Annotated in this window: 16 protein-coding genes and 4 pseudogenes; 14 read left to right on the forward strand and 6 right to left on the reverse strand. The window is 67.4% G+C overall.

Annotated elements, in window-relative coordinates; translation table 11 throughout:
* Positions 1-71 precede the first annotated feature (71 nt).
* The 3 genes from JIG36_RS33220 (at position 72) to JIG36_RS33230 (ending at position 5337) form a co-directional block, all read left to right on the forward strand.
* Entirely contained in the window at positions 72-1916 is a 1845-nt protein-coding gene (locus JIG36_RS33220; RefSeq protein WP_203380367.1) for an ABC transporter ATP-binding protein, read from the forward strand.
* Positions 1913-3700 carry an ABC transporter ATP-binding protein gene (locus JIG36_RS33225; protein WP_203380368.1) on the forward strand — a complete coding sequence of 596 codons (1788 nt, stop codon included), beginning with the start codon at positions 1913-1915 and terminating at the stop codon, positions 3698-3700. Before JIG36_RS33220 ends, JIG36_RS33225 begins: the two co-directional genes overlap by 4 nt.
* 353 nt (positions 3701-4053) lie before the next feature.
* Positions 4054-5337: a hypothetical protein gene (locus JIG36_RS33230; protein WP_203380369.1), complete on the forward strand. Its 1284-nt coding sequence runs from the start codon at positions 4054-4056 to the stop codon at positions 5335-5337.
* Between the two features lie 122 nt (positions 5338-5459).
* Here JIG36_RS33230 and JIG36_RS33235 read toward each other — a convergent pair whose 3' ends face one another.
* Both JIG36_RS33235 and JIG36_RS33240 read right to left on the reverse strand, forming a co-directional pair.
* The gene (locus JIG36_RS33235; protein WP_236048682.1) at positions 5460-6500 is read right to left on the reverse strand and encodes a threonine aldolase family protein; all 1041 of its coding nucleotides are present in this window, start codon (positions 6498-6500) and stop codon (positions 5460-5462) included.
* Positions 6501-6780: 280 nt separating this feature from the next.
* A pseudogene (locus JIG36_RS33240) lies at positions 6781-7077 on the reverse strand (aldo/keto reductase); the annotation flags it as partial.
* On the opposite strand from JIG36_RS33240, the gene JIG36_RS52510 reads away from it, so the two are divergent.
* The 4 genes from JIG36_RS52510 (at position 6998) to JIG36_RS33260 (ending at position 9410) form a co-directional block, all read left to right on the forward strand.
* A complete protein-coding gene (locus JIG36_RS52510; protein ID WP_236048697.1) occupies positions 6998-7234 on the forward strand; it encodes a LysR substrate-binding domain-containing protein in 237 nt (78 codons plus the stop codon). The pseudogene JIG36_RS33240 and the gene JIG36_RS52510 overlap by 80 nt on opposite strands.
* A gap of 79 nt (positions 7235-7313) precedes the next feature.
* Positions 7314-7730 (forward strand): GntR family transcriptional regulator, encoded by a 417-nt coding sequence (locus JIG36_RS33250; protein ID WP_203380373.1) that lies wholly within the window; start codon positions 7314-7316, stop codon positions 7728-7730.
* Positions 7720-8604: an ABC transporter ATP-binding protein gene (locus JIG36_RS33255; RefSeq protein WP_203380374.1), complete on the forward strand. Its 885-nt coding sequence runs from the start codon at positions 7720-7722 to the stop codon at positions 8602-8604. Before JIG36_RS33250 ends, JIG36_RS33255 begins: the two co-directional genes overlap by 11 nt.
* Entirely contained in the window at positions 8601-9410 is an 810-nt protein-coding gene (locus tag JIG36_RS33260; protein ID WP_203380375.1) for an ABC-2 membrane transporter-related protein, read from the forward strand. Before JIG36_RS33255 ends, JIG36_RS33260 begins: the two co-directional genes overlap by 4 nt.
* Here the strand turns inward: JIG36_RS33260 and JIG36_RS33265 are convergent, their stop codons facing one another.
* The gene (locus JIG36_RS33265) at positions 9411-11441 is read right to left on the reverse strand and encodes an MMPL family transporter (protein ID WP_203380376.1); all 2031 of its coding nucleotides are present in this window, start codon (positions 11439-11441) and stop codon (positions 9411-9413) included. It abuts the gene before it with no gap.
* Positions 11442-11576: 135 nt separating this feature from the next.
* On the opposite strand from JIG36_RS33265, the gene JIG36_RS33270 reads away from it, so the two are divergent.
* Positions 11577-12068: a hypothetical protein gene (locus JIG36_RS33270; protein ID WP_203380377.1), complete on the forward strand. Its 492-nt coding sequence runs from the start codon at positions 11577-11579 to the stop codon at positions 12066-12068.
* Here JIG36_RS33270 and JIG36_RS33275 read toward each other — a convergent pair.
* The gene (locus JIG36_RS33275) at positions 11995-14997 is read right to left on the reverse strand and encodes a DEAD/DEAH box helicase (protein WP_203380378.1); all 3003 of its coding nucleotides are present in this window, start codon (positions 14995-14997) and stop codon (positions 11995-11997) included. The genes JIG36_RS33270 and JIG36_RS33275 overlap by 74 nt on opposite strands.
* Positions 14998-15027: 30 nt before the next feature.
* Positions 15028-18120 (reverse strand): hypothetical protein, encoded by a 3093-nt coding sequence (locus tag JIG36_RS33280; protein ID WP_203380379.1) that lies wholly within the window; start codon positions 18118-18120, stop codon positions 15028-15030.
* A gap of 373 nt (positions 18121-18493) precedes the next feature.
* Between JIG36_RS33280 and JIG36_RS33285 the strand changes: the two genes are divergently transcribed.
* The 5 genes and pseudogenes from JIG36_RS33285 to JIG36_RS54825 all read left to right on the forward strand — a co-directional run.
* Positions 18494-19618, forward strand: a complete 1125-nt coding sequence (locus JIG36_RS33285; protein WP_307873012.1) for a DNA cytosine methyltransferase — start codon at positions 18494-18496, stop codon at positions 19616-19618.
* Between the two features lie 4 nt (positions 19619-19622).
* Positions 19623-20060, forward strand: coding sequence for a very short patch repair endonuclease (locus JIG36_RS33290; protein WP_268919785.1), 438 nt, complete (start codon positions 19623-19625; stop codon positions 20058-20060).
* Between the two features lie 199 nt (positions 20061-20259).
* Positions 20260-20455 (forward strand): annotated as a pseudogene (locus JIG36_RS52515) (DNA repair protein RadA); the annotation flags it as partial.
* Positions 20456-20526: 71 nt separating this feature from the next.
* Positions 20527-20793, forward strand: a pseudogene (locus JIG36_RS33295) (transposase); the annotation flags it as partial.
* A gap of 175 nt (positions 20794-20968) precedes the next feature.
* Positions 20969-21234: pseudogene (locus tag JIG36_RS54825) on the forward strand (IS256 family transposase); the annotation flags it as partial.
* Between the two features lie 48 nt (positions 21235-21282).
* On the opposite strand, the gene JIG36_RS33300 reads toward JIG36_RS54825, so the two are convergent.
* Positions 21283-21678 carry a tyrosine-type recombinase/integrase gene (locus tag JIG36_RS33300; RefSeq protein WP_307873014.1) on the reverse strand — a complete coding sequence of 132 codons (396 nt, stop codon included), beginning with the start codon at positions 21676-21678 and terminating at the stop codon, positions 21283-21285.
* A 1717-nt stretch (positions 21679-23395) separates the two neighbouring features.
* On the opposite strand from JIG36_RS33300, the gene JIG36_RS33305 reads away from it, so the two are divergent.
* Positions 23396-25000, forward strand: a complete 1605-nt coding sequence (locus tag JIG36_RS33305; RefSeq protein WP_203380382.1) for a hypothetical protein — start codon at positions 23396-23398, stop codon at positions 24998-25000.
* The last annotated feature ends 16 nt before the right edge of the window (positions 25001-25016 follow it).

The following is a 25016-nucleotide window of genomic DNA, read 5'->3' on the forward strand; positions in this document are numbered from 1 at the left end:
TGCCCCCTAATGAGTGGGCACGGCCGGGCGTAATGCCGGCGCGGGCACACCGGAGCGAAAGGTGACAAGACATGACAGCGGCCGAGGGCAGAACCGGCGGCCACGGATCCCTTGCCTGGCAAGGGATCCGTCTCCTGGCGGCGGCGGTGCGGGCCGAACCCGCCTGCTTCGCCGGCGCCGTCGCGGGCAGCGCGCTGTACGCCGGCATGACGATCGCCTCGGCGTGGGCCCTGGGCAACGCCGTCGACGAGGTGCTGCTGCCGGCGGCCCGTGACGGTGGCCCGGCCGGAGCCGCACTCGCCGGGCTGTGCTGGCTGCTGACCGCGATCGCGCTGCTGAAGGTGCTGGGTTTTGTCGCCCGCGAATACCTCGCCGGTGTCCTGCACTTCCGCGTCGAGGCCGCCATGCAACGCCGGCTCATCCGCCGGTACAGCCACCTCCCGCTCGCCTGGCACCAGCGCAACCCGGCCGGTGACCTGCTGTCCACGATCAACGCCGACGTCTCCACCACCTGGCAGGCGCTCTACCTGCTGCCCTCGGCGTTGAGCGCGGTCTTCATGCTCGCCCTCGGGCTGGGCGACATGCTCGCCACCGATGTGAGCCTGGCCGTCGTGGGATTTGTGCTGTTCGCCCTGGTGCTCGGCTTCAGCCTGGTCTACGAGCGCTACGCCGGCCCCCTGGTCGCCCGGGCCCAGCATCTGCGCGGCGACCTCAGCGCCGTGACCCACGAGAGTGTCGACGGGGCGCTGGTGGTCAAGGCGCTCGGCCGTGAGGATCACGAGACCCGCCGGTTCGCCGAGTCCGTCGACCGGCTCCGGCACGCCAACGTCGCCGCCGGGCGGATCCGCTCCCTCTACGACCCGGTCATGGAGGCGCTGCCCAACATCGCCATGCTGACCGTGCTGCTGATCGGCGCGGTCCGGGTGTCCTCCGGCGACGCCCGCGCCGGTGACGTGGTGCACGTGGCCTACCTCATCGCGGTGCTGGCGTTCCCGGTCCTGTCGATCGGCTGGATCCTCGGCGAGTTCCCGGTCAACGCCACGGCCTACCAGCGGGTCCGCCGGGTGCTCGAGGCCGACGGCGAACTGACGTACGGCCCGGAGCAGGCACACGACGGCGGACACGCGACGCTGACCGCCGACCGGGTCGGCTACACCTATCCCGGCGCGGACACGGCAACCCTGCGCGACGTTGCGCTGACCCTGCGGCCGGGCCGCACGGTCGCCCTCGTCGGCCCGACCGGATGTGGCAAGTCCACGCTGGTCTCGCTGATCGGCCGGCTGGCCGACCCGGACCACGGCACGATCACCCTGGACGGGCAGGACCTGCGGTCGTACGCCCGAGGCGCGGTGGCCGAGCGAATCTCCGTCGTGCCGCAGCAGACCTTCCTGTTCAAGGACACGGTGCGCGGCAACGTGGCGCTGGACCGGCCGACGAGCGACGCCGACATCTGGGCGGCGCTGCACACCGCGCAGGCCGACAGTTTTGTCCGCGACCTGCCCGACGGCCTGGACTCGGCGGTCGGCGAACGCGGGACCACCCTCTCCGGCGGTCAGCGGCAGCGGCTGGCGATCGTCCGCGCCCTGATCCGTCGTCCCGGCCTGCTCGTCCTGGACGATGCCACCTCCGCGATCGACCCGCGGGTCGAGGCAGCCATCCTGGGCGGACTCGCCGAGTCCGCCGGGATGACCACGCTCGTGGTGACGCATCGGGTCGCCACCATCGCCCTGGCCGACGAGGTCGTCTACATGGAGGAGGGCCGCGTCGTCGCCACCGGCGAACACGAGAGCCTGCTGCGCGACTGCGCCGGCTACCGCGAGCTGATCACGGCCTATCAACGCGACCGCGAGGAACGTTCCGGGGCGACCCCGTCGAACCCGGCGTCGCCCGAGTTCGAGGAGGTGTCGGGCCGATGACCACGGCACCGGCGATCATCGCGGACGCGCGCGGGTCCGCGCTGTCCATCTTCCGGCGCGGGATCACGCTGTCCCCGCACTTCCTCTCCGGCATCGGCTGGACGCTCACTCTCGGCCTGGTCGCCATGGCCGGCCGGGTGATCGTCCCGGTGACCATCCAGCGCGGCATCGACCACGGGATCGCCGCGCCCGGCGGTGTCGACGTGGGCATGGTGACCACGATCGTCATCGTGGCCATCGTCGCCGCGGCGGTCACGGCCACCGCCGCGTACGCGCTGAGCCTGCGCCTCTACCACGCGACCGAGGCCGGCCTGGCCGACACCCGGATCCGCGCGTTCCGGCACGCGCACGACCTGTCGCTCGTGCACCAGCAGGCGGAGCACCGGGGCGTGCTGGTGTCCCGGGTGACCTCCGACATCGACACGGTCACGAGCTTCCTGCAGTACCGCGGCCTGCGGTTCGCGGTGTCGCTGGTACAGCTCGTCGTCACCACGATCGTGATGGCGTTCTACTCGTGGCAGCTGACCCTCGTCGTCCTGACCCTGTTCCTGCCCCTCATCGTCTTCCTGCGGTGGGCCCAGGCCCGGATGGCGCCGCTGTTCAGCGCGGTCCGCGAGGGTGTCGGGCGGCTTGTCGGCACCACCGCGGAGGGCCTGGTCGGCGCCTCGGTCGTCCGTGCGTACGCCATCGAGGACCGGACCATCGCCCGCACCGACACCATCATCGAGGAGAACCGTCGCCTGCACATGCGGGCGCACCGCATCAACACCGCCACGTTCGGGGTCGGCGAAGCCATCCCCGGCCTCGTCAACGTCGCGCTGATCGGCATCGGCTTCTGGCTGATCGGCGACGGCCTGACCGTCGGCGAGTTCGTCGCGGTGCTGTTCCTGGCGGCCTTCTTCGTCACCCCCATGCAGATCGGTGTCGCCGCGGTCGGAGACATCCAGCAGGCCGTAGCGGGCTGGCGCCGTGTCCTCGGCATCCTGGACGCCACCCCCGACGTGGTGGACCCCGGCCCGTCCGGACGCACACTGCCCGACGGCGCCCCGTCGATCCGTTTCGAAAACGTCGGATTCGCCTACCCCGGCGGCAAACAGGTGCTGCACGACGTGAACGTGACCATCCCCGCCGGCCGGCGCATCGCCGTGGTCGGTGAGACCGGCTCCGGCAAGACCACCTTCGCCCTGCTCGCCACCCGCCTGCTCGACCCCGGCTCCGGGCAGGTGCTGCTGGGCGACGTGCCGATCCGCGAGGTCCGCTTCCAGTCGCTACGCCGGCAGGTGGTCATGGTCCCCCAGGAGGGCTTCCTGTTCGGCGGCACGATCGCGGACAACATCCGGTACGGCGCCCCCGACGTGTCGGACGCCGAAGTAGAAACCGCCATGGAGGAACTGGGCCTCGGCGGCTGGCTGGCCACCTTACCGGCCGGTCTGACCACCGAGGTCGGCCAGCGCGGCGAGTCCCTCTCGGTCGGCGAACGCCAACTGGTCGCCCTGGCCCGCGCCTACCTGGCCCACCCCGACGTGCTGGTCTTCGACGAGGCCACCTCGGCCGTCGACCCGGCCACCGAGGTCTGCCTCCAGCAGGCCCTGAACAGGCTGACCCGCGGCCGCACGGCAATCTTCATCGCCCACCGGCTCGCCACCGCCGAAACCGCCGACGAAATCCTGGTCTTCAGCCAGGGCCGGCTGTCCGAACGAGGTTCACACGCCGAGCTCCTGGCGGCGGACGGGCAGTACACGGCCCTGCACAGCTCGTGGACCTCCGCCCGCGATTCGATCTGAGCCGGGCCGGACAGCGTTGCTCACATTGCTGCCGTACGGAGGTCCCAACCGTCTGTCGTGGATAGTCGAACGAGCGTCAGGCTTCAGGGTTTGCCCAGGTCCGCGGTCGGCGAACCAAGACATATTTCGCCCGGTGAGCGGCGCGCCAACGACAAATGCTCAGTCCTGAGCCGCGGCTTCGGCCTCGCCGACGCCCACTCACCTGGCCGAACACGCCAGCCGAACTACGACGGCAACGCACCATTGTCCTGATCGGACTCTGAACACGACTGCTCTTCGGACCCGGAGTATCGCCCGCCCGACACGCATCGCCCGGCTGGAGGCCGACGATGAAGGCGGATGAGGAGGGAACGATGGCGAACTTCACGGACAACTGGACCAGCAACCCGAAGCCCTACAAGCCACCCGTGCCCGTCGGCCCCGGGGTGCCGGTCGTCGGCTACCAGGTGACGGCCACGCAAGGAGTCGGCCTGCCGACCCTCGACGGTCTTCCGACTCCCGAAATAATGGCGATCTGGGAGGTGGCAGGCGACACGTGGGCGTCAGCCCCCGACGGCGCGCCGCTGGTGCTGATGCGCCCGTTCATGTCGGAGGAGAAGGACAAATATCGCTGGGGCCGCCGCGACTACCTGCGAGAACCTGGCTACGACGTAACCGACAGCAAGATCCGCGAAATGGCCGCCGCTCAGCGTGAGGAGTTGGAGAAGAACTTCTGGGCCGGGAAACAGCTGGCCTACGGGAAAGACGCGCCAGTGGTGGTTCCGGAGGGCGTAGTCGGCATTCGCTTCCGCGGTGGTGACTGGGAGGGCGTTCCGGCCGGCGAATACCACGTCGTCGACCTGATCGCCGAGAAGATCGACCAGGAGCAGCTGGCCCCGTTCACCCTGCAGATCGAGGGCGGGCACGGCACCTTCTGGATCAAGCCGGAGGTGCTGGGCGGCGTCGACGAGTCGGCGGCCGAAGCGGCGGCCGAAGCGGGGCTGAACAGGCCGGTCCCGGTCGCCACGATCATGGCCGCGTTTCAGGCGGCGCCGCAGAGCTGGGCGCAGTACCTGCCGCAAGACAAACTGCTGTCCAACGGCCCGGAGCTGCACTACGTGACAAACGAGCAGATGGGCGCCGCCAACGTCGTCGAGCGCATGCCCACCGATGACGAGGTGCGGCGAGCGGCTGCCGCAAGGGATCAGCGCTACGTCGACGGTTTGCAGGACCCGGGCGTCCGGCTCGGGAACGACATCCTCGTCAATGCCGGCCATCAGGGTATAGGCGTCGAGTATCACGAGGCCTTGCACTGGTTCAGCCATACCGCCGTACGCACGGTGCTGGGCTGGCATTTCAACGAAGGCACCACCGAGTACTTCACCCGCAAGCTGCTCGCCGAACCGGGCCTGGCCAACACCGTGAGGCGCGACCAGGACCAGTATCGGAACCAGATCGCCGGCGTGACCGGCCTGATCGAGCATCACATCGTCTCCGAGGCCCAGCTGGCCGCGGCGTACTTCTCGGGTGAGGTCGGTCCGTTGTTCCAGCAGTTCAGTGTGCACACGGAAGATTCGCTGAGCTTGCAGGCATACGCGGCGAACCTGGGCCGTAACAGCGGCGCCGCCCAGGAGGTGCTCGGCAACCTGCTGGGCTGATCCGTAATCCACACCTGGTGGCGTACCGGCGACCGGCTCTCAGCCAGGTTGATATGACGCGTCCCGGTGTGGGCGCATGGCCGCCCTCTCCGGAGCGCCGGTGCTGCCCGTCTCGAATCCCGCTACTGTTTCAGGGCCTTCGCCACCGCTGCCGATAGGTTCCGGATGTCGCCCGGAGTGGTGTCGAAGCTGGTCATCCAGCGGGCCTGCGTGCCGGATCCGGCCCAGTCATAGAAATGAAACTGCTGGTGCAGGACGGCCGAAGCGGGTTCGGGGAGGGAGACGAACACGGCGTTCATCTGCACCGGATACAGCACGTCCAGGCCGGGAAGGCCGCGGATCCGCTCGTGCAGCAACGTCGCCATCGTGTTGGCGTGGGTGGCGTTGCGCAGCCACAGGTCGCCCTCGAACAGGGCGAGCAACTGGGCGGAGATGAAACGCATCTTCGAGGCCAGCTGCATCGACGACTTGCGCAGCCGATGGACGCCGCGACCGGCGGCCGGGTTGAGGATCACGACGGCTTCGCCGAGGAGCATGCCGTTCTTGGTCCCGCCCAAGGAGAGCACGTCGACCCCGGCGTCGGTGGTGAGCGCCCGCAGCGGCAGGCCGAGGTGGGCGGCGGCGTTGGCCAGACGAGCGCCGTCCAGGTGGACCAGCATGTTGCGGGCGTGGCCGAACTCGGCGATGGCGCGGATCTCGTCCGGGGTGTAGACGGTGCCCAGCTCGGTGCCCTGGGCCAGGGAGATCACCTGCGGCTGCGCGCGGTGCTCGTCGTCGAAGTCCCGGGCCTCGCGCCGGATCGCGTCGATGGTCAGTTTGCCGTCGAGGGCCGGGACGGTGAGGAGCTTGAGGCCGGCGACCTTCTCGGGGGCTCCGCCCTCGTCGACGTGGAGGTGGGCGCTCTCGGCGCAGATGACGGCGGCCCAGCGGTCGCAGGCGGCCTGGAGAGCGAGCACATTGGCGCCGGTGCCGGTGAGCACCGGGTACGCCCGCGCCTCCGGGCCGAAGTGGCGACGGCACACCTCCTGCAGACGCTCGGTGTAGACGTCACCGCCGTAGCTGACCTGGTGGCCGCCGTTGGCGGCGGCGAGGGCGGCCAGAATCTCGGGGTGGACGCCGGAATAGTTGTCGCTGGCGAATCCGCGGAGGTCCGCGTCGTGCATCGTCACGCCTCTCATTCTGGGTCTCCGCGACCCCGGTTTCAGCGACGGCCGGATTCCCAGTCGGCCGGCACACCGCGCAGCGGCTTCCAGCCGACCGGCTCGTAGACGCTGAACCCGGCCCGGACGTAGGGCCCGCGCGACAGGAGGTTGCGGCCCTTCTAGTTGAGCTGGTCGAGTGCGGCGATCTCGGTGCTGGTCAGGGTGACGCGGGCGGCCGCGAGGTTGTCGGCCAGGTGGTCGGCGCGCGAGGTTCCGGGGATCGGCACCATGGCCGGCGGGCCAGACCTTCCGGGTACGGGTGCAGCGCCTCGCGGATCAGTTCCTCCGCGACCGCGGGGCCGTAGGAATCGGCCGTGTCGATGAAGTCGACCCCGGACGCGACCGCCAGCCGGAGCACCCGGATCGCCTCGTCGTGGTCGCGCGGCGGCCCCCAGATGCCGGGACCGGGCAGGCGCATGGTGCCGAACCCGAGCCGGTGCACGGTCAGGTCACCGCCGATGGCGATGGTGCGGGCGGCGGTCGGGGCGGAGCGGAACGGCCTGCGGGGCAGCCTGACGTTCGGCACCCTGCACAGCATCAGCAGCGTCGACGTGCCGGCGCTGGCCGGTGACTTCCACCGCCGCCACCCCGGCGTACGCCTCCGGGTCGAGATCTCGGCGCGCGGCGCGGCCGGGCACGCCGAACGGCTGATCGAGCTCCTCCCGGCCTACATCCGCACCGACACCCCCTTCTGACCAGACCCGGCGAGCTGACCGGCAAAACGCCGGGCGTTGCCCTGCGGTGTTATGGTCCCCAAGTCAACTAGTCCACTACATGATTGGTGCTTTCGTGATCTTCCGGATCGACCGACGAACCGGGATCGCCGTGTACGCGCAGCTGATGCAGCAGGTCCGTCAGGCGATCCGGATGGGTCGGCTGGCGCCCGGGGACCGGCTTCCCACCGCTCGCGAGGTCTCCGAGCAGACCGGCATCAATCCCAACACCGTCCTGAAGGCCTATCGGGAGCTGGAGACGGCGGGGCTCGTCGAGGCGAGGCAGGGCTCCGGCACGTTCGTACGCGAGCATCTGACCCCGCTGCCAGACAGCGTCGAGGTGCTACGACGTGAACTGGCGGGCTGGGCGGTCCGCGCCCACGCGGCCGGATTGGACGTCTCCGACATGCAGGCACTGATCGCTGAGGTAGCGGCTGGAACGGCGCCAGGTGCGCAGGGAGAACGCCGTGTCGGCTGACCGTGTGCCGGCGCTCGAGGTCACCGGGCTCACCCACGGCTTCGGAGGGCGGCGCGCGCTGGACGGCTGCTCGTTCACGGTGCCCGAGGGTGCCGTCACGGCGCTGGTCGGGCGGAACGGCGCCGGCAAGAGCACGCTGATGCGGGCCGCGGCCGGTCTGATGCAGCCGGACGGCGGTGCGGTGCGGGTGTTCGGCAACCCCGCTGGGGACGCCACACTGACCCGGATCGGATACGTGGCCCAGCAGCCGTCGCTGTACCCGATGCTGACCGTCGCACAGACGCTGGCTCTCGGGCACCGGCTGAATCCGCGCTGGGACACCGCCTACGCGCATCGGCTCGCCGACAACGCGGCGATGCCGACCCGGGCCCGGGTGGGCGCCCTGGCCCCCGGACACCGGACCCGCCTCGCCCTGATCATGGCCCTCGCCAAACGGCCCGGCCTACTTCTGCTGGACGAACCGCTGGCGCCGCTCGACCCGGTGGCCCGCGCCGAAGTAACCGGAATCCTGATGGCCGACGTCGCCGACCACGGCACGACCGTTTTGCTGTCGTCGCACGTGATCGCCGACATCGAGGGTGTCTGCGACCACGTGGTGGTCATGACCGGCGGACAGGTCCGCCTCGCCACCGAGGTGGCCCCGGCACTGGACCAGCACCTGGTCGTGGTGGGCGCCGGGAACGAACTCGACGCGCTCGGCGACACGGAGATCGTCACGGCTCGTACCGCCGGCCGCGACGTCACCGCTCTGGTCCGAGCGGCCGAACCTCTCCCGGACGGCGTCCTCGCCTGGCACCGGCCGACATTGGAGGAACTGCTCCTGGGCTACCTGCGCGTAGCCGGCCCGGAATCCCCACGGAAGGTGACCACATGACCTGGCTCGCCCTGCGTCTGCTGCGGCCGTACCTGATCGTCGCGGCCGCCCTGAGCGCGATCTCGGCGGCATTCATCCTGGTGGCATCGCGCACCATTCAGAGCCGCGCCGACGCGTACGGAATCATCATCGCGGACTACGCACCCGACCGGACGGGTCTCTGCGAACCGACGGTGACCTGCCTGCCCGCGGGCACCGCCACCAGCCTGGCCCAGGCGACGGCGCTCGTGGCCGCGTTCGTCCCCCTGCTGGTCGGCCTGATCCTGGGAGTGCCGCTGTTCGCCCGGGAACGGGAGGACCAGAGCGAAGCCTTCGTCCTCACCCAGTCCGTACCCCGGTCGCGGTGGCTGTTCACCAAACTCTTCTGGGCCCTGGCGATCGGCGCCACCGCCACCGCCGTGCTCGCTGTCGCCTTCCGGCTCACCGCCGCCCGGTACACGCTGATCCTCGAGAACGCCGGCTACTCATGGCTGCAGGAGATCCACCACAACAACGTCGGCCTCATGGTGATGCAGACCGTCTTCATGACCGCCCTGGCCGCCGTGGTCGGGCTGATCACCGGTCGTACGTTGCGCGCCCTGGTCGTCGCCGTCGCGGCCTGGCCCGTCGCGCTGATCATGGCGCAGATCGGCGGCTTGCTGCTCGGTCTCGCGGCCATGCTGCTCACCCTCTGGTCCGACTCTCTCTCCACGATTTTCGGAACCCTGGACCAGGACGAGACTGCGACCTTCTCGGCCCTGGTCCTCGCCGTGGGCACCGCCGTCGTCGTACGCCTCGGGAAGTCCCGCCTTCGGCGTGTTTCCTGATCAAACGGACGCGCGGGCCGGCCGGTTCGCCGGGATGGGGTCGAGGGCAGCGCCCTCGACGTCGACCCGGGGAACGATCCGGTCCAGCCACCTCGGGAGCCACCAGGCGGCCCGGCCGAACAGGGAGATGGCCGCCGGGACCAGGACGAGCCGCACGATGAAGGCGTCGACCAGCACGCCCACGGCCAGGGCGAAAGCGATGGGCCGGGTCACCGGGTCGCCGCCGGCCACACCGCCGCCGAAGACGCCGATCATGATGAGGGCGGCGGCGGTGACCACCTTGGCGCCGCGGGCGAAGCCGCCGGTCACGGTCGGCCGGGGTGGAGTGCCGCGGCGGTGCTCCTCATGCATGCCGGAGACGAGGAACATCTCGTAGTCCATAGAGAGTCCGAAGAGGACACCGATGACGATGGTGGGCAGGAAGCTGAGCAGCGGGCCGGTCGGGTCGACGCCGAAGACGTCGCCCAGCCAGCCCCACTGGAAGACAGCGACGGTGGCGCCCAGCGCCGCCCCCAGGCTGAGCAGGAAGCTGAGCACCGCCTTGGCCGGGATCAGCACCGAGCGGAAGACGACCATCAGCAACAGGAACGCGAACCCGGCGACCAGCGCGAGGTAGAGCGGAAGCGCGTGCGCCAAGTGGTCGGAGATGTCGATCGCGATGGCGGTCTGGCCGGTCACCAGCAGTGGGACGCCGAGGTCAAGCGACCGCAGGGTCGTCACCAGCTCCGCGGTCGCGGCGTCGGACGGGCCGCCGGCCGGGACGACGGTGAACAGCACATCGTCGCCGTGCGTGCCCGACGGCAGCACCCGCGCGACCCCCGGCACCCCGGCGATCCGGGCCGCCACCTCGGTCGCCCGGCCGGCGGCGGGGGCCAGCACCAGCAGCGGGCCGTTGGCGCCGGGGCCAAAGCCGTCGGCGATCAGGTCGTAGGCGCGGCGGTCGGTCGAGGACGCGGGGTCGTTGCCGTCGTTGGGCAGGCCCAGCCGCATGCTCAGCACCGGCACCGCGAGCACACCCAGCACCAGCACCGAGGCGACCACGGCCGGCCCGCGGTGGCGGACCAGGAATCCCGCCCAGCGGGGCGCCACCCGTACGGCGGGAAAGATCTTCCGCCCGGTCACCCGGCGACCGGCGAAGCTCAGCAACGCCGGGGTCAGGGTCAGCGCCAGCAGCATCGCCACCAGCACCGCACCGGCGGCGGCCAGACCCATCTGGGTGAGGAAACCGACGCGGGCGACAGCCAGCCCGGCCAGCGCGATGATGACGGTGAGCGCGGCGAAGAAGACCGCCGAGCCGGCCGTGCCGACCGCGTGCGCGATCGAGGCCCGTACGTCGGTCGCGCCCTCCCGGAGCTGGCGGCGGTGCCGGTCGACCAGGAAGAGCGCGTAGTCGATCCCCACCGCCAGCCCGAGCAGGACGGCCAGAGTCGGCGCGACCGAGTTGACCGGAGCAAAGGCGGTGACGGCGTACAGCCCGGTCAGGGAGACGGCCAGGCCCAGGACAGCGGTCAGCAGCGGCATCCCGGCCGCGGTCAGCGAACCGAACGTGACCAGCAGGACGATCAGCGCGATGAGCAGGCCGATACCCGGCGAGCTGCCCCCGTGCGGCGCCCCGGCCAGCTCGGACGATTCCTCCACCTGAAGCCCGGCGGCCCGCGCGGCGGACAGGGCGGGTTCGGGCGCGTGACCGGTCTCGAAGTATCCGATGCGGCCGTCCGGAGACAGGACCGGTTCCGTCCCGAGCGTCCGACCCAGGGCGGTCAGAGCCGGCCCGTACGTGGTGAGGGTCTGCCCGGCCGGTGCCGCGACCACCACCTTGCCGGCATCGTCGCCACCACCGCCGAACTCCCGGTCGACCCGGTCGAGCGTCTGCGTCGACTGCAGGCCGGGCAGGGTCAGCTCGTCGGTGAGCGGTTCGGCCAGGCGTACGGCCAAGCCGGTGGTCACCAGCAGCGCCGCCAGCCAGACGCCGAGCACGAGCCGGCGCCGGCGGGCGCAGAAGGCTCCGATACGAGCCAGTATCACGGCCATTCCCGCGGTCCTTCCCTCGAAGATGTCGCCGTCGATGCTCGGCTCGAGCGCTCGTCGACAACACCAACCAGGGGTGTCCACAACTACCACCCGTGGGTGGTACTGGCGCGGGCTCCACCGGCCGATGCTCGGTTCATGACTTCGACCACCCTGATCAACGCGCTCATCGGCCTGGCCCTGGTGACCTGGATCTGCTCGCGGCAGCTGCGCTGGCGGGCTGCCGACCCCGCGAAGATGTTCAAGCTGCCGATCGTTCTCGGCATCGTCGGCCTGGTGTCGATGTCGCGGGAGGCCACCACGATCAAGCCGATCGACGTTGCCGTGCTGGGCGTCTCGGCGGTGCTGGCGCTGGCCTCGGGTGCGGTCATGGGCCGGATCGCGCGCTTCCGGCCATCACCCACCGATTCCCGTACGGTCGAGACCCGCACCGGATGGGCCGGCGTCGGCATCTGGGCCGCTCTGATCGCGGTACGGGTGATCATCGACGTCATCGGCCACCGGATGGGCTCCGAGATGGCCGTGGCCACCGGCTCGATCCTGCTCGTCCTCGCGATCAACCGGATCGCCGGCGCCCTGGTGATCTCGGCGCGGCTGCCCCACCGCGTACCGGCGATGGCGGGAAGATAGCCACCGTGGCGAAACCCGCGGCCCGGCGCCGGAGCACCCCGGTTGTGCTCAACCTGTTCGGCCTGGTCCTGGTCGGTCTGGGCTTCGCGCGGGGCGGGCTCGACGACCTCCCACCCGGCCTGGTCGTGGTGGCCTGGGTGACCTGGGTGCTGTGGGCGGTGCACGTCGCGCTGCCCGAGGCCCGGAGCCGCGAACGGGTGATCGTCGCGCTGGGCATGATCGCGGGCGGGTCCCTGGTGGCGACCCCGACCCACGTGGCCGGACTGGTTCCCGGGATCGTCGGCATGCTGGTCCTCACCTCGATGCCGGCCGTGCCCCTGCGGCTGGTCGCCGCGGCCGCGGGCGGCGGAGTGGTCCTCGTCGGCGCCGGCGCGGCGATCGCGCCGACCAGCCGCGAACAGCTCATCAGCGCGCTGGCCACCCTGGTGGTGGTGAGCCTGGCCGGGCTCTGCAGCAGCGCCTGAAACAGCGCGGGGTCCTGGTTCTGAATGGCGACGAACGCCGCTTGGCCCTCCGGACTCGGAGATCCCGCCAGCATTGCCAGCACGGCCTCGACGGCGTCTGCCTCGGGCTGCTCCAGCTCGTGCCGGATGAGCTGCCGCACCAGGTCGCGGTGGTGATTCTTGGCGACCCCGGCCGCGGTCCGGGCGGCGTCGTCACGACTGTCGGTGAACAGGATGGTGCGCGACTCGGCGGCGGTCGTGCCCATGCTGCGGAACAACTGGGCGAGGTAGAGCTGAATCGATTGCGACTGGCCGGAACGGTGTCCCCGGATCGGAGAGCGGACGATGCCGCGCCAGAATTTCTGCAGGTCGTTGTTGAGGTTCTGAGCGCCGCAGCGCGGACACTTCTCCGGTAGCGCAGGCGCCTTCGCTCCGCTGTCGCCCAGGCCGGACACGCTCATGACGTAGCCGGTCGGCGTCTGATCTTTCTCGAAGATCAGACCGGCCGTCGGATCGAGTCGCGCCGCTTCGAATGAGAAGGCGACCTGACGGCCCTTTCCGGCCTTGCCATCGAGCTTGTGTCCCCAACCCTTCACCGTCATGGGGTTCGAGTCGGGCCAGTACCAAATGTATTCGCCGTGCGCCCGGCGGTTGACGGGCCGGGTCTGGTCGGACGGGATCTTGTCGGCCAGCGAACCGAGCGCGGGCACCGGCGGAGTTCCGGGAAGCCGGTCGATGACATAGCCGCCGAGGCTGACCTCGCCGCAGTCGAAGCAGTACAGCACCTCGAGGACACGGCCTCCGCACAGGCACGTCGTGGCCGGGCGGCTGAACAACCGGCCGATCTTCCGTTCCGCGTACGTGTACTCCGCCGGAATCTGGTCGCATGCTGGATTGGCGCAGGCCCACAGCCCACCGGCGGGGCGGGCGAACATGTGGGCCCGCAGGGGGATGGTGGCCGGATCGCTCCACGCCTCGGCGCCCGCTTCCAGCACAAGGTCGAAAGCGGCGCCGCCCTCGCCGTCGCGGGCCGGCTCGTCGAATAGGCGCTTCTCGATGTCGGGCAGCCGGGTGGCGCGCATCGGCGCGCCGCCGTGCGCACGGCACGCGGCGGCGACCGCCTCGGAGAGCCGGTGTTCCGTGGCCAGCGCGGCCAGGGCGGCCGCCCGCTCGCCCTCGTCCTCGGGCAGGGTGCGGGCGATCTCTTCGAAGGCGGCCCGTGACAGCGGCTCACGCTCAGGAACGGCCCGCGGCCGGCCCGCGGTCACATAGAACGTCGACTCGTCGACGCCGAAGAACTCCTGCAGATAGCGGCGGCCCTTGTCGTCGTCGGACAGTGATGCGCTCGTGGCCAGGCAACGAAGCTGCGGCGAGTCGGCGTCCAGGCCGATCCGCGACAGCAGGTTGCGCACCACCATGGCCACCTCGCTGCCCTGCGTGCCGCGGTAGAGGTGCATCTCGTCGATAACGATGGTGAAGGTGTTGGCCGGGTCGGACGCGAGCCAGTCAGCGGTGAGCTCGAACATCGGCCGCTCGATGTCGCGCATCAGCATCGCGTTCAGCATGGAATAGTTGGTGACCATGAGATCAGGAGGCGATGCCACCATGTCCCAGCGGGTCATCATCTCCGCGTCCCGGGGATCGGCGAACTGCGCGAGCATCTGCTCGTCGGTGTACACGTTGGCCAGCTGCAGGAAGTCCTGTGCGGCGCTGTTGATCTCGGTGGCGGCTTCGCGGACCTTGTCCTTGTCCTTCGCGCCCGGAAGATCGCCGGATCCCGCGGTGGCGCCGGTGTAGCGACCGAACCACAGTGGCGGCACTTCGCCGGTCTCGGCGATCCGGCGCAGCGCGCGGCGCAGACGCGAGACCTGGTCCTCGACCAGCGCGTTCGTGGGATACAGAACGACGGTGCGCAGCGCGGCCGGCCGGGTCTCGGGCCCGCGGAGCGGCCGCCAGGTCAGGTTGGTGCTTCCCGCGGATTCCCACCACCGGTCGACCTCGGGTTGTTTGTTCCAGGTGAGGGCCTCCTGCACCAGCCGAGCCAGCACCGGCAGCAGGAACGACTCTGTCTTGCCGGAGCCGGTGCCGGAGGTGACGACGGCGTTGCGCGGCTCACCGGGAGTCGTGCTGAGCGACCGCATGAGCGCCTCGGCCTGGTGGCGGCGCAGCATGATCTGCTGTCCCGGCTTGACGAAGTCGCCGAACAGCGCCTGACCGACGATCCGTGCCGCGGCTGGATCGAGGTGGGCCCGCTGCGCGGCCTCCTGCAGGGGAAAGTCGGCGTCGTACGGAACGACCGGTTCGAGCAGCACATCGGTGAACAAAAGCCCGGGAGCTTCGAGCAACGTCCGGCGCTCGTCTCGCAGCGGCTTGTCGCGCAGCCAGTACGCCGTGTCGAAATACCGCAGGTACGCCTCTTGCAGCTCGCGGTAGACCCGCGTCGGCATGGGGAAGCGCGGCCTTCCAGCGGCCTCACTCTGCGGCATGACAGACCTCATCTCGGAGCGTTCGAAGGATCAACTGGTAAGCAGAGCGGTGAGTATCTCGGCGATCTCAGCGGGCACGTTGTGGTAACGCAGCACCCGTTGCCGGCCGATCGCGCGAGGCGGCAGGCCGGCGCAAAGCACCGCGGCCCGGCCGTAGAGGCCCGGCAACTCCGCGCCGAGCGGCACGTCGAGAGCGCGTTCCGAGGCGCGGTAAGCCACCAGCGGCCGACCTGCCTGCAGGGCAGCGAGGTGCTTGACCAGATTGGCCGTCCCGATACGTGCGGTGCCGCCCGCCACGTCCTCTGCATCTCGGTACACGTACGTCTTGCCGAAAGACTCGAGGGCATACGCGCCCACCTCGTCCGGCCGAGACTGGGTTACCCAAGACGACGAGCCGAGGTGGAATTGCTCCACACTGCGCGCTCCCGGCATGCTCACCCGAGGCAGCGTGGCCAGCACCGAGCCGAGACCGGGAGTGACGCCGAGGATTCCGGCCGCCGCGCGGGCAACGGCCGCGACTTCCAGCTCGGCCGCTAGATCCTCAACCTGTTCAGCGGTCAGCCCGCGCAGCACTCGACGACTGGGGCCTTCCGGGTTGGGCTGCGTTTCGATGCGGCCCGCCGTGCCGGTGATCTGTTCCTCGATCGCCGCCACGTAGCCGTCGGGCCAATAGCCGACCAGCAGGTACGAGCCGTCGGCCAGTCCGGCCAGCGCTGAAGGAGAGATTTCCCAGGCGAGCGGCTCGAGCGTCCGGTAGTCGCGGCGGATCTGAACGTGGCCGAGCGACTCGAGCGTAAGGGCGAAGGTGTGGGCGAACAGCAACGAGCCCTCGATCTGCAGGGCGATCCGTTCGAACGTGGAGTAGTCACCGCCGCCCGCGTGCATCAGCGCGTCCAGGCCCACGTCCCAGGTCAGCTTCTCCGGCTGCACGACCGCGACGTGATTGACGTCCACGTGATAGCGCGCCTCAAGCTGATCGCGTGCCTTCTTCTTGGCCTCGATCGCCCACCAGGTGTTCGGGAACCGCTTGACCAATCCACACCGGCGGCAGGTGCCCTCCACCGCCATCGCTTGGCCGGCATACGGCAGATCCCAATGGTGCGCGCGCGTGACCAGGCACGATTTCGGATCCGGCACCGTCAGCGTCGTTGCCGGCAGGCGTACGCCGGCCTGTGGTCGCGGTTCGTTCCACCAGACGACCTGAGGTGCGGGCCGGCGCGGTGCCGGCCTTCCGCCGGTGACAATGACGCCATCGACGACGGACTCTGCCTCTCCGGTGTACCGTGCCGCGCCCAACACGACGGAGCCGTGCTCGGGTTCGGCCAAGTACGCGAGCCGGGGCGCCCGCGCCCAGAGCGCCAGGTCTACGTAGTCGCCGGAGCGCAGGAAGAACGGCAGCCGCTGAATGGCGTCCTTCGCCCGGTTGACGTAGAGCAGGGCTTCGTAGTCGCCTTCCGCCAAGTCGACGTCGGCCAGGGGAATCACCAGGGCAGCGTCGTCCGACTCGCGGGCGCAGACCACATGGTCGAGCGCGATCGGCGTGACGGCGTCTAGGGTCTCGAGCGCCTCGTTGTTCTTGCGGATGATTTCCAGCTTGATGTGTTCCGCGGCGACCGCCACAGCCCGCAACTCCGGCGGTGCCTGGACGGCGTACTTACGCAGTCGGCCCGGCAGCTTCAAGCCCTCGGCCAGGGTGAGCTGAGATGACACCGACGGCTGCAGAACATTGAGGTCGTCACGCAGCTTGGCGCGTTCCTCCGGCACGAGCAGCCCCAGCACCTGCACGTCGCTGAACAGCGTCCAGCCAACCGGAACGCCCTCTTGGCCGCCTGGAGTGCGCCGATAACCGGGCCGGGCAACCTGCGCCAGCACGGCGTCGACCTCGTCGGCCAGTCCGTCGAAGGCGAAGACGATGCCGTCCTCGGCGAGCTGAAGGCGCTCGGCCTCGAGGAACTGCCCCAGCGCCTCGTCCTTGCGCATGGGCAGCACCTGGCGCGGACGACGAACGACCGGAATCCCGCCGTCGGGATCGGTCAGACGCAGAACCCCGTCCAGGATGGACGAGTCCGCCAAATCGGCCGGACGATGCAGGCGATGCCACCCGTTGACGCCGGGCATGAAGTCCAGCACCGGCTTCTCGTCGCCGATCGCGCTGTCGATGTGCAGTCGCCGAGGCCCGTCGTGGCCGGGGAACTTGGCCACCAAGCTGAACTCGACCTTGCGGCCGAACAGGTTCGACCGAATGAGGACGACCAGCCGGACTTCGCCGGTGCGAGTGCCGGCTGCCTGCTGACGGGCTGCTGCCTCTTGGTCGCTGCCGTCCCACGTCTGCAACTCGAGCGCGACAACGCTGGCGATCCGCTCGCGCGCGGCGGGTTGCCGGGACCACAGTGTGGCGAGGTTGCGGCTGATCACCGGCGGAGTGCGCTTCATCCACTCGTCGAGGTAGGGCTCGATCTCACGCGGCGTGACCTCGCGGCCCGGGTCAAGGCCATAGGTGACGAAGAACTTGGGCAGCTTGCTGCGGTCGTGCTCTCGAACAAGCGCCTGCGACATCGACAGGCCCACATAGCGATGCGACAGCGCAACCGCCGACGGCAGACCGCGCATGCCGTCCAGCCCGTTGAGCCAAAGGCCGAGAACGTTCCAGAACGACTCGACGTGTTGCCGGTATTGGGTGGCCAGGCGCTCTTTTTGCTGCGCGTCTTTCAATCGCAGAAGTTGCGAAAGCGGACCGAAATAGTTGCTCACTGCCATGCTCGCGTCGCTGCCCATGCGCTCGGCGGCCATGCTGAACACGGCGAGCAGGGTCAGCACGGGCGGGGCAGGCAGGTCCATCCGCTCGTCACGCGGGGTCCCTTGCCAACGACGCAGCCACTCCCGGGTCTTCTGCAGCGGCACACCGAAGATGTCGCTGTGGCGCGTCCGCAGCGACAACACGCCGAGGACGGCGTTGGCCAGAGCGTCCCAGACTTTGTCGGTCGGCAGCTTCAGTCGCTGGCCCAGTTGAGTCAGCGTGTCGTCATCAAAGTCCAGGTAGATCGGAAGACCGGCCGAATCCGGAGTGAAGAACACGTCCGCGATGGCGCGATTAACGTAGTTGTAGATCTTCCATCGATCCACCGTTTGTGGCTGCATGCGTTAACCAGCTGTCCGCTTCCGTCTAAGCACTATCAGTTTCGAACTATAAAGGAAAGAGGTCCGCCCCAACAGCGACAGATCTGACCGCCCGTTTCATGGAGGATAGCGACACCGGACGCCTGCCTCCGGCTCAATGGCCGAGTCGATCCGTTCCGCAGCAGTTCAGGCACCTCAGGACTTCACCATGGCACCGATAGTTGATCTTTCGTGCTCCGGCCGTCGAGGGCGGTTCAGCCGTGCGGACGACAGGCATCAGCAGAATGGAGGACCGGATCTCTGCTCTCCGGGGTGTTGCTGAACGACGAGCCCGCGCCCCCCTATAGGCTCCGCAGCGACGATCGACCGAGGAGGACGCGTGGAGGAAGGTACGGCCATCCGAGCGGCGGAGTTCTTCGCCGGCATCGGGCTGGTGCGAACCGCCCTCGAACCGCTGGGTGTCAAGGTCGTCTGGGCCAACGACATCAAGCAGGGCAAGTTCGAGGCATACCGCGCGAACCACCCGGACGCCGACCACCACTTCAAGGTCCGCGACATCCGCGAAGTCGAGGCCGCGGACCTGCCGCCCCGCATCGACCTGGCGACCAGCAGCTTCCCCTGCATCGACCTCTCGCTGGCGGGCAACCGACTCGGTCTCGCCGGCACCCAGTCCGGGATGTTCTTCGAATTTGCCCGGGTCCTGGCCGGTATGCGGGAGCGCCCGTCGGTGGTGCTGCTCGAGAATGTGCACGGCTTCGCCACCAGCCACGGCGGCGAAGACATCCGGAGCGCCTTCAAAGAGCTCGCCAAGCTGGGCTACTCGCTCGACGTGCTGGCCATCGACGCCAAGCACTTCGTTCCTCAATCGCGGCCCCGCATGTTCATCGTCGGCATCGCCCACGACAAACTCCCCAAGAACGCACATGTCGGGGTTCCACCGCTCAGCGACGTGCGCCCCGCCTGGATCCGGAAGCTGCACGAACGCCACAGCCAAGAATTCTCCATGCACTACGTGGACCTCCCCGCGCTGCCCGAAGGCCCGACGGACCTGAGCGGCGTGATCGATCATGATGTCCAGGACGCAGACTGGTGGGACGCGAAGCGGGTGCAAGCCTTCGTCGACTCACTCAGCGACGTGCAACGAATCCGTTTCGAGGCGCTGCGTAACGGAGACGCCATCTCCTACCGGTCTGCCTACCGTCGCACCCGGCAGGGAAATTCCACGTGGGAGCTGCGACGAGACGCCATCGCCGGATGCCTGCGAACCACGGGCGGCGGATCCAGCAAGCAGGCACTGGTCGAGCTGGGCCGGGGCCGCGAGGCCCGAATGCGTTGGATGACCCCCAGGGAATACGCCCGGCTCATGGGGGCCGATGACTACCAGCTGATCGCCGGCACCCCCAACCAGCAACTTTTCGGCTTCGGCGACGCGGTCGTGGTCGACGTAGTGCGATGGATCGGGCAGCACTATCTGATGCCGGTCTTCTCGCCCGACGCAACATAGCCCGTTGGTTCCGCTACCCCCTTCGCCGCCGCCTTCGTCAGCTACTAAGACGATGAAGGCCAACCGCAGCGCGCACACAAAACCGGAGCTGGCGCTGCGACGCGCTCTATTCGCCGCCGGCTTCCGCTACCGAGTCAATCTAAAGGTGAGCGTCCCCGGCCGAAACGTTCGCCCGGACATAGTCTTCACGCGAACCCGCGTAGCCGTCTTTGTCGACGGTTGCTTCTGGCATGGCTGCCCTCAACACGGACGCATGCCCAGCGACCCAAGCGGCTATTGGCATCAAAAGATCGCCCGCAATCAAAACCGTGACAATGCAGTGGACCAGGCGCTGACCGAATCCGGTTGGCAAGTGGTTCGGCTCTGGGAACACCTCGCTATGGGCGATGCGGTAAATCAAGTCCGTACCGCTGTCGCCGAACGATCCGCAGAGTCACCTTAACCAAAACGCGGCGCGACAGACTTCTTCGCGCGTTGGTCCTCGACCTCCGCCAAGCGCTGCCTTATCACCAAGCCACCACCCGGATCCACACGAGAGAACGTCACATGATCGGGCCGTTTGCGGCTTCCCTTGTCCATCGAGTTGGCGGCGGTTGCGATCCGAGTTGGTCTATGGTCGGGCCACGACCTCGGCTCCTATGTCTGCACCCGGCATGTCCGCCTACGACGCCGATTACGCCGCGGCCGGCCGGGCCAAGAAGGTCGCCGGCGTCTACGGGCGTCGCTGTCGTGGCCGTGCACCACGTCCGCAAGGCCGGAGCCGACGACTTCCTCTCTAAGGTGTCCGGCGCCAATGGCCTCGCCGGTGCCACGCTGGTGCTCACGCGGGCACGTAACTAAAGGCGTGTTTTATTTGGTACAACGACCAAGAAGCACCATGCACCGGAGACCTCGCGGCCACCCTAGCGGTGACGAGGCGGCACGATCTGACCGACGCGCAAGGGGCGGCCCTCGCACCGCTGTTGCCTGCTCCGGCGCCGACGGGTCGGCCGCCGAAGTGGGAGAAACGACAGCTGATCGACGGGATCCGGTGGCGAATCCGGATCGGTGCCCCGTGGCGAGACGTGCCGGCCGAGTATGCGCTCTGGCCGAATATCTACGGACTGTTCCGTCGTTGGCAGCGTGACGGGACCTGGGATCGAATCCTGTCAGCGTTGCAGGCCCAGAGCGCCGCATAAGGCCGCATCGACTGGACGGTCAGCGTGGACTCTATGCCAAGTGTCGGCGTACTCGTTCCGTACGCCGACACCAAGCCGCGCTCATCAACACGCGTCGGCACCCGTACCGACGGGCGTGTCAGATGGTTTGTGTAACTGATCGACTTCTATGTCGAGGAGTACACAGGTGACCATGACTGATGAGCCACTTCGGGTTGAGCCGTCGGCGGGCGAGGTGTCGCCGGCGCGGGAGACCGTGAACGGCATAAGCTCGGCCGGTTCACTGGATGAGCTGATGGGCCGTGTCGACGGGAAGGTCTCGCGTTGACCGGTGACGGCGGCGTGCTGCCGGAGCTGGTCAAAGCTGTCCTCGAGCGTGGCCTGGCGGCCGAGCTGACCGGGCATCTGGGCTGCGAGAAAGGCGATCCGGCCGGGCGGGGCAGCCCGAACTCGCGCAACGTCAGCATCGAGAGGCAGTACGAAACGTTTAGCGCTGGCCGCATGGACTCAGCCGGCGGCCGGACCCGTTAGACGCGTTCGCCGATGCCGAGACGCGAACCCAGCCCTATCCCTCAGTTTCCGGAGCCGGATCTTGATGCCGTTCGGCTTCAGCGGCCGGGCGCCCTTCACGGCGATCCACAGCTGGTCGATGCCAATCAAACCCGGGCATCGGCTGCAGGCGCGCACATACCGGCGCGGAGCACCCGCAGTCTTGGCTACGAACCGCACCCGGCGTTGTTTGCCGCCCTTACCCGTCAGGACGACCGAGTCAGTATCCAGATCGACGTCAGGCACCAGGAGATCGCCGATCTCGGCCGAACGGCCGCCGGTGTTGTAGAACATCCTGACCAGCGCCTGGTCGCGCAGCTGCACGAAGCCGGACCTCTCACAGGCCTCAAGAATGCGTCGCGTTCCTCATCGCTGAGGACCTCGACAAGCTTCTGCACCGCTGTCGGCTGCGGCACGCCGTCCGTCGGCGACCGCTCAACTTCGCCCTCGATGACAAGCCAGCGGAAAACTGCTGCACCGCCTTGTACTTGTTCACCCCCCGAGCACTCCTCGATCACCGCCACTTGAATCGCTGTCACCTGCCGGTGTCTACCAGGCTCGGATCGCAAGCGCCGCCTACCTCCGGCATCCGCTCGCCCAATTACTCGGCCAGCTGCGAAGCAGCGAGCACATAGTTGTACCGAGGTGGTCTCCGGATGGTTCCCGGCGCGCACGAACGGTCCCGGTCTCTCAGCAGCACTGCCCAGGCCTGACTCTGAACACCCGTCAGGAGATTATCGATCTTCAACGCCAGTTCCCCGGTTAAGGAGTCGCTGCCCGGCACCGCAGCCCGAGTCAAGTGGTCGCGCAGCGGCGTGCTTACGTCCCGCAGCTGAAGACCCCAGTCCGCAGCCACGGCTCACGAGTAAAGGGTGGTGCCGATAGGCCGACGGCCACAGGGGGCTACACCAGAACGGCCTACAGGCCCCACTGACCTGCAGCGATACGCGACGAAGCCTCGAAGACCTAGTCGGTCATCCCTAGAGGAGGCCGCCGAGTAAAGGAGTCCGCCAGGACGACCTCCCGGCCCATAAATCGGCCTTGAGCTGCGGAAACACCTTCCAGAATTTACTTCGATCCACTCGCGCGGATGCCGAGTAAAGGGCTCCACACCCTGAGAATCGATCAGCGCAAATAAAAGAAAGTCTTCGCAGGCTTCTGACCTGCGAAGACTTTCCAAAAGTCGGGCTGACAGGATTTGAACCTGCGACCCCTTGACCCCCAGGCCGTTGGGCTTGACGTTTTCGCACGTCAAGCGCCCTGCGCAACGTTCACGCAGGGGTCAAGTGTGCAGGTCCGCGCACTAGCGTGCATGCCGTGTGGTCCCCAGATGGTCCCCGGCGTCGCTGGCGACTGCCGTGCTTAAGGGACAGCCGATCCCATACCTCTCGCCGGCTATCCACAGATCAGAGCCTGTCGAGTGACACGAGTGACAGGAGTGACAGAGGCGACACGTCCCGGACGCACCTCAGCCGTCCTCCGGAGTCTCGGCCAGCACCCCATTCGGATAGGCCGCGTTGCTGTCGGCGTGGCTTGACCGCATGAGCCGATTCCATCTGGTACCCACCGCTGTTATCGCGATACGCTCTGTCGCAAGCCACGGAGGTCGGTGCAGCCCAACGTAAATTTCGGGTCACAGATAAAGGAGACATGAGGCGGAATGGCGAATCGCGGCGGAGAAATCAGGCTCCCGGCCAGCGCGCGCGCAAAGCTCGCAGGACCGATTCGTGAGGCTATCAACTCCCCGTCGACTCTCCGATCGTCGCATACCGTTCCGATCCGACACAAGCTGTGGACCGCCCTCGGGCAGGTAATTCGCGAACACGTTTCCGAATTCGAAGATACGTTCGCGGGCGGCCCCAGCTCACACGACTTCATAGGTTTGCGGAAATGGCTCGAAGACCTACTTGAAATGCGCACTAGAATCCTCTCGACTACGCTTGCGTCGGCACCTTTCGAATTCTTCGACGATCAAGGCGCCCGCCAGATGCTCGGCCTAATAGATTCGCGTCTCCTTAAAGCCTCTGAAAATTTGAGCAGCCACATCTCTGCATCTGAATCTGCATCCTTGATGACGAGCACCAACTGGCTAACTGCCTTCAACGACCCGCAAGAAGATGTTATTGCACGGGCTTTCAAGGTCGATGCCGAACATGCGCGAGATGAGGCTGGAAATTTTAGTCCTAGCCGCATTCTCGCCTTCTATTACCACAGAAACGGAGAGCTTCTTCGGGCTGCCATTCCTCACCTTGCATCCCTTGGCTTGCCCAGCGTAAACGACCTATTGGTCGCCGTTTCCGCAATCGGTTGGATTGTAGACGCCGAGGATCCAATCGCGGCCTATTCGTCAATGGATGCATTCACTAATGCTATATCGCGGGCACATGGCAGCCAGGCCCTAGAAGAATCGCTGGAATACCTCCACTCGAACGAGTCCGCCCTCCGTCAAGGACGAGTGCGCATCAACCGAGCCATTGACAGCATCAAGAAAGCCGAATCCGACGAGGACAGGCACCTACACTTGGCAGATCTATACAAGAGAATTATTGAAGGCCCATTCAGAAGATATGGTTGGGTCTTTCACTGCCTCAACACCCGTAGCTGGTCACAACCTCCTATGTTAACTCAGCTAAGGGACACGCTCGTGTCCAGTGGCGGATGGCTCGGAAACTTTACGGAAAAGGTCGTGCTTCGAGACGTCAGGAATGGCGAAGCCCACGAGAGCCTTTTTTGGGACGGGCTTATCGAAAGGTTCGTTGCCGAGGGAATTGAGGTTGAGGCGTCGGTTGTAGCGTATGCGGCTATGTCAGCTGACGCGTTTTCCCGCGGATGCGAAAGCGCGGTTGCATGCTATAGAGCACTTGGCGCAGAGCATACTTCTGGTCCGCCGAGCGACAAGGATCGTGGACGGTTAGAGTCCTGGAGGCGGGCTGAAGCGTTCTTCGGAACAAATGGTATTCGCATGGTCCGTGCAGATTTCAACGCCAAGATTGCGAAAGTTGTTTGCGCGGACCTGAAGCGAGACGACATCAATCCATGCTTCCAAGCACTGCTTCTGTGCCATGGGCTGTTGCCTCACGTCGAGCGCTTTGAAGTCTTCTCTCCGGGCTCTTCAGAACCTGCTGTCTCGGTCTCAAAGGAAGCGTTGCTTCTCACGCGCCCGGTTTGGAAGTTGGCGCTTAAATCGTTTACCGCAATGCCGTTTTCGGCATTCCTACCAATGAACTTTGATGCGCGAACACGCCATGAGGATACGCGCCAAGCGGCCCTTTCCATAGCGTGGATTGCAGTCGATGACTTTCTCGATGCTCTCGACGGGAGCCCGGAGCAATGGGATAGAGATGAATTGGAACTTTTTTCCAAACGGGTGGCGCTCAACATTTTCGCCACGCATCAGTGCCTGACCTTGGTTCCCGCCAAATACCATACAAGGCTTCAATCGGTCCACCAAGAAGCGAAGGAAATGGCGGCTTGGCTGAGGCGCTCTTCTTCTCCTCTGCTCTGGCACAAGGTCAACAGAGCTGAGCCTGTCGGCAGATTTCGTTTCTGGTTGGACACCTGGGGTCCGATTGAGCGGCTCCCCTCAATAACGGCGCCATCCGGTACGTCACCGGACGATGACTTTCGCCCAAGTCTTCGGGATGATCCCGGAGACTTGCGGTGGCGCACGATATAGATATAAAGCAGCCACA

The organism is Paractinoplanes ovalisporus (assembly GCF_016834655.1).
Classification (GTDB): domain Bacteria; phylum Actinomycetota; class Actinomycetes; order Mycobacteriales; family Micromonosporaceae; genus Actinoplanes; species Actinoplanes ovalisporus.

What these genes read in the sequence shown, in the direction of transcription:
- JIG36_RS33220 (WP_203380367.1), top strand. Translation starts at nt 72, where the DNA reads ATGACAGCGGCCGAGGGCAGAACCGGCGGCCACGGATCCCTTGCCTGG.
- JIG36_RS33270 (WP_203380377.1), top strand. Translation starts at nt 11,577, where the DNA reads ATGACTTCGACCACCCTGATCAACGCGCTCATCGGCCTGGCCCTGGTG.
- JIG36_RS33305 (WP_203380382.1), top strand. Translation starts at nt 23,396, where the DNA reads ATGACGAGCACCAACTGGCTAACTGCCTTCAACGACCCGCAAGAAGAT.
- JIG36_RS33225 (WP_203380368.1), top strand. Translation starts at nt 1,913, where the DNA reads ATGACCACGGCACCGGCGATCATCGCGGACGCGCGCGGGTCCGCGCTG.
- JIG36_RS52510 (WP_236048697.1), top strand. Translation starts at nt 6,998, where the DNA reads ATGGCGATGGTGCGGGCGGCGGTCGGGGCGGAGCGGAACGGCCTGCGG.
- JIG36_RS33275 (WP_203380378.1), bottom strand. Translation starts at nt 14,997, where the DNA reads ATGCCGCAGAGTGAGGCCGCTGGAAGGCCGCGCTTCCCCATGCCGACG.
- JIG36_RS33260 (WP_203380375.1), top strand. Translation starts at nt 8,601, where the DNA reads ATGACCTGGCTCGCCCTGCGTCTGCTGCGGCCGTACCTGATCGTCGCG.
- JIG36_RS33235 (WP_236048682.1), bottom strand. Translation starts at nt 6,500, where the DNA reads ATGCACGACGCGGACCTCCGCGGATTCGCCAGCGACAACTATTCCGGC.
- JIG36_RS33250 (WP_203380373.1), top strand. Translation starts at nt 7,314, where the DNA reads ATGATTGGTGCTTTCGTGATCTTCCGGATCGACCGACGAACCGGGATC.
- JIG36_RS33265 (WP_203380376.1), bottom strand. Translation starts at nt 11,441, where the DNA reads ATGGCCGTGATACTGGCTCGTATCGGAGCCTTCTGCGCCCGCCGGCGC.
- JIG36_RS33230 (WP_203380369.1), top strand. Translation starts at nt 4,054, where the DNA reads ATGGCGAACTTCACGGACAACTGGACCAGCAACCCGAAGCCCTACAAG.